The organism is Vibrio sp. 10N.261.52.A1 (assembly GCF_002876325.1).
GTDB lineage: Bacteria > Pseudomonadota > Gammaproteobacteria > Enterobacterales > Vibrionaceae > Vibrio > Vibrio chagasii.
The window spans coordinates 1-4815 of record NZ_MCYD01000834.1; the positions used below are offsets into that span (position 1 = coordinate 1).

Annotated in this window: 3 protein-coding genes; 1 reads left to right on the forward strand and 2 read right to left on the reverse strand. The window is 46.2% G+C overall.

Annotated elements, in window-relative coordinates; translation table 11 throughout:
* Nucleotides 1–40: 40 nt before the first annotated feature.
* On the forward strand, nt 41–1207 hold the full coding sequence (locus tag BCT81_RS17765) for a DUF1887 family protein (RefSeq protein WP_061031798.1): 1167 nt from the start codon (nt 41–43) through the stop codon (nt 1205–1207).
* 188 nt (nt 1208–1395) lie between these two features.
* Here the strand turns inward: BCT81_RS17765 and udp are convergent, their stop codons facing one another.
* Together udp and BCT81_RS17775 are read right to left on the reverse strand one after the other, a co-directional pair.
* Entirely contained in the window at nt 1396–2154 is a 759-nt protein-coding gene (gene udp / locus BCT81_RS17770; protein WP_017632176.1) for a uridine phosphorylase, read from the reverse strand.
* A gap of 281 nt (nt 2155–2435) precedes the next feature.
* Nucleotides 2436–4781 carry a zinc/cadmium/mercury/lead-transporting ATPase gene (locus BCT81_RS17775; RefSeq protein ID WP_102425314.1) on the reverse strand — a complete coding sequence of 782 codons (2346 nt, stop codon included), beginning with the start codon at nt 4779–4781 and terminating at the stop codon, nt 2436–2438.
* Between the last annotated feature and the right edge of the window lie 34 nt (nt 4782–4815).

Below are 4815 nucleotides of genomic sequence, written 5' to 3' on the forward strand. Positions count from 1 at the left end.
TCTTTCACCTTTATGAGCGAGCCGCTATTAAGGAATTTATATGGCTGTTCATGTTGGCATTATCGATCAAGACCCCATTCGCTTGCTTACCCCACTGCTTGATAACCGTACGGTCAGCACACACATCGTGTTCATCGGCGACAAAAATCAAGTCGATATGTATCAACGCTTAGACAGCGTTTTACAAAAGCGCGACATTACCAGTGAGTTTTTTGAAATTCCTACGATCGTAAACACGTCCGTGATTAAAGAATCCATTCAAAACCTCGCTGAAGATTTAAAAGCACGTGGACAAGAAGTGAAACTCAACGCAAGTTGTGGTCTACGTCACCGTCTACTTTCAGTCTACGAAGTGTTCCGAACTTACCACTGGCCTATTTTCGTTGTAGAACCAAATAGTGACAAACTATGCTGGCTGTACCCGAATGGCAAAGAAGACGCCCAAGTTCAAGACCGCATCACTATCGACGATTACCTCACGGTATTTGGCGCTCGTGGTGAATTCAGCGACGTGCAATTGCCTCCGCAATTAGACCAAAAGCTTTATGAGCTAGGTGAACGTTGGGCAAGTAACGCACTTGAATTAGGTCCTGGCCTAGCGACACTGAACTACCTTGCAACCACTTGTCGTAAAGAGCAGAAGCTGGATGTTGAGTTATCCGAAAAACAGCAAGGCTATCGTGAACTAAACATGCTATTGAGTGATTTAGTTGAAGCTAAGATCGCCACTTACGACAATGGTATTTTGACTTTCGCTAATGAAGACGCACGACGCTTCTCAAATGGTGAATGGCTTGAAACTCTGGTTCACAGCACCGTCAAACAGATCCAAGACGACATGCCAACCATTCAAGACCGCTCTTTGAATGTTCAGGTATACCGCCAGCTCGGCGAGCGTGAAGTTCGAAATGAGCTAGATGTGGCATCTGTGGTGAACAATAAACTGCACATCATCGAATGTAAGACGAAAGGCATGCGTGATGACGGTGATGACACGTTATACAAACTGGAGTCACTAAGAGACCTATTAGGTGGCCTACAAGCTCGTGCAATGCTAGTGAGCTTCCGCCCTCTTCGTCATAACGACATAACACGCGCAGAAGATCTTGGCCTTGCTCTGATCGGCCCAGATGAATTGAAAGATCTTAAAACGCACCTAACTGCTTGGTTTACGGCTGCTGGCGGTAACGAAGACCAAGAGTGCTAAAAAGAAACATTTAAGAGCAAGCTTCTCTTCAATAGATATAACAAAGGCGAATCGCTATTTAGTGACTCGCCTTTTTCTTATCTGTTTTCTCTCTGTCACTTAACGAGTAAATAAAAAATGGCCGCATCAATCGATGCGGCCATTTTCAAAATTTGCTGTCAGATTAAGACTTAAAGCACTTTTGCTACTTAAAGCATTTTACGAGCAGCTTCTACAACCACTTTGATTGAGCGTGCTTCTGTTACTTTTAGTGTATCGTGATCAGGCGTCTCTTTTTGAGTACGGTTGATGATTACACCAGCAACACAACCCGCTTTCAGACCAGAACTTGCACACATAGTTAGCAGCGTTGCAGATTCCATTTCGAAGTTTAGAACGCCCATGTCTTGCCACTCTTGCATAGAACCTTGGAAACGCTTAACTACGCGACCTGAGAACGTGTCGTAACGCTCTTGACCTGGGTAGAACGTATCACTTGAAGCGGTTACGCCCATGTGAACGGCTGCACCTGATTCTTCAACTGCCGCTTTCATTGCTGTTGCCACTTCGAAGTCAGCAACTGCAGGGAACTCCATAGGAGCAAAGTGTAGGCTAGCACCGTCTAGACGAACAGAACCAGTAGAAACAATCATGTCACCCACATTTACGTGAGGTTGGATAGCACCAGTAGTACCAACACGTAGGAAAGTGCGAACACCCAATTGAGCTAGCTCTTCTACAGCGATAGAGGTAGATGGACCACCGATACCTGTTGAACATACTACCACTGGCTTACCGTCTAGTTCTGCGCGGTAAAGTGTGTATTCACGATGGCTAGCAAGAAATACTGGGTTCTCCATCTCTTCTGCAATTTTTTGTACACGAGCAGGATCACCTGGAATGATCGCAAGAGTAGCACCGTTAAGATCTGCTTCAGTAACACCTAAATGGAAAACAGCTTGAGACATAGTTCGCTCCTTTTGGCTTATTGGGCTTTTTACCCTTATTTAAGCTCATAGTAAATTCGTGGGGTACGAACACACTCTAACCAAGCTCACCACAAAATGAAGTGACACCCGTCACATGAATGATCGCAACAAGATTTCAAGTTTCACGAAAAACCGATTGGCATCACAAAAGTAAGCAATGTAAGCACCTGTGTTGCATACTAATGAGACAAAAAACGCCTTTAACGTATTACCGCTAAAGGCGTTTATATAGTAGGCAACTTTATATAAGAGCGTTAGATTTAATCAGATTTAGACTTGAATCGTAGCAGGCGCAATGCGTTCAATGTCACCAGTGCTGTTGCACCACTGTCCGCTAGAACCGCTACCCATAACCCCGTAATACCAAATAAGCTCGTCACTAAGAAAACACCTTTCAAGCCAAGAGCCAGAGCGACGTTTTGACGGATATTATTGATGGTCGCTTGCGACAGCTCAATCATTGCTGGTAATTCAGTTAGACGGTTATGAGTCAGTGCTGAATCAGCAGTTTCCAGAGCAACGTCTGTGCCCCCACCCATTGCGATACCGACATGCGCGGTTTTCATCGCGGGCGCATCGTTAATGCCATCTCCAACCATGGCTACATGCGACTGTTGAGACAACTCTTGTACATAAGACACCTTATCACTTGGAAGCAGGCTCGCTTTGTACTGCATGCCAACTTTGCCACTGATCGCGGCAGCACTGCGCGGGTTGTCCCCTGTCAGCATAATGGATTGAATGCCGAGACCATTAAGGCGCTCAATCGCTAACTTCGCATCACTGCGTAATGTGTCTTGCCATGCAATCAAGCCAATCGCATTGGCTGCCTGAGCAGAGTCTTTAACCTCTAATGCAACAACGACGGTTTTACCTTCATCTTCTAGCGATTCGATTTGCTTAGATACCTGTGCATCCAAAGCGAAATCAAGTTTAGATGGCGCAAGCACTCGATATTTCACACCATCGACGTCACCTTCCACGCCACTACCAATCAGCGCTTTCTTGTTGTGAGACTCTGGAATATCAATGCCTAATTCTTCAACTTTCGCCACCAGCGATTTTGCTAATGGGTGAGTAGAGCCAACCTCAATAGCGCCAACCACACGAAGCATCGCATCTTTCTGCCAACCTGCTAGTGGCTCAATATCAGTCACCTGAGGCTTACCTTCAGTCAGTGTGCCTGTTTTATCGAAAGCAATGGTTTCGATCTTACCAAGCTGCTCAAGAGCTGCACCGCCTTTAATTAGCGCGCCGCGTTTTGCTGCTGCAGCCAAACCAGAAGTGATCGCCGCAGGTGTTGAAATAACAAGGGCACAAGGGCACGCGATTAACAGTAGTGCTAGACCACGGTACACCCATGTTTCCCACGGTTGAGCAAATAATAATGGTGGCGTGATGATGACAAGCAAAGCGACCACCATCATCAATGGTGTGTACCAACGACTGAACTTATCAAGGAAACGTTCCAATGGCGCTTTACGCGATTCCGCCTCTTCAATCAGGTGAAGAATACGGTCAATGGCGTTCTCACCTTGTTTAGAGGTAATCGTAATGCGTACCACTTTATCGACTACCACAGCACCAGCCATGATGCTATTACCTTGAGTGTGCTCCACAGGCACAGACTCGCCAGTCAACGCACTTTCGTCAAAACTCGCAGCATCGGTAATCAACTGACCATCTGCTGGCAAACGAGAACCCGCAGCCACTTCAATCACATCGCCAGGTACCAATTCGCTTACTGCTACTTCAACACGCTCACCGTTAATAATCTTGGTCGCATTCTCAGGCACTAACGCCATTAGCGCTTGAACGCCGCTTCTTGCTCTTGAAGAAGCAAAAGCCTCTAAGCGTTCACCAATTAAGAAAAGAAGTAATACCATTGCCGCTTCTGCGGTCTCGCCAAGGTATAGCGCACCCAGTGCAGCCACACTCATTAAGGTTTCTATCGCGAAAGGAGTTCCCGAGCGAGCGAGCTGAACGGCTTTCTTAGCGACCGGATACAGTCCAAGTAGACAGGTCGCGATGAATAAACCTTCACTTAATTGAGGCGCTGAGCTTTTCAGTAACGCCGCGAACAGCATCGCAGCGGCTATCGCTATGATCTGTAAATTAGGTTGGATATGCGCTTGCCAAAATGTCTCTGGTTGTTGCTTTTCTTTCTTAGAACCCACTTCCGTTAACGGGAAGCCAGTGTTAATAGAGACTTGTTCGATGGTGTCAGCAAGACTTTCATTGTTATATTTCACAACCAGTTTTTCGGTAGCAAAGAGCACCTTCGCTTGAATTACACCGTCGATATTACTGATCGCTTTTTCTATTTTTCTGGCACAAGCTGGACAGTCCATTCCGGAAACCAACCAACTTTTAGAAAATTGGGCATCGTTCGTTATCGTTGAGGACTGACTGTCTTCTTCTCCACTGTCTGAACTACAACAGCCATCACCCGATGACGCGACTGTCGTTGAAGAAGAGCTGCAACATGCTGTTGATGTACCAGCTGCAGTAATGCTTGAAATTTTAGGGCTAGAGCAGCTTGTTGCGGCTGCTTGTGGTTGAACGTCCACTTTTACTGAGCGGCACGCTGCGTGTTTTGCGCACATAATGTATCTCCTTAATATTCCAATACCCTTGGAG

Bases quoted from the DNA above. Each gene is read 5' to 3' on its own strand.
- udp (WP_017632176.1), bottom strand. From the start codon at position 2,154: ATGTCTCAAGCTGTTTTCCATTTAGGTGTTACTGAAGCAGATCTTAAC.
- BCT81_RS17765 (WP_061031798.1), top strand. From the start codon at position 41: ATGGCTGTTCATGTTGGCATTATCGATCAAGACCCCATTCGCTTGCTT.
- BCT81_RS17775 (WP_102425314.1), bottom strand. From the start codon at position 4,781: ATGTGCGCAAAACACGCAGCGTGCCGCTCAGTAAAAGTGGACGTTCAA.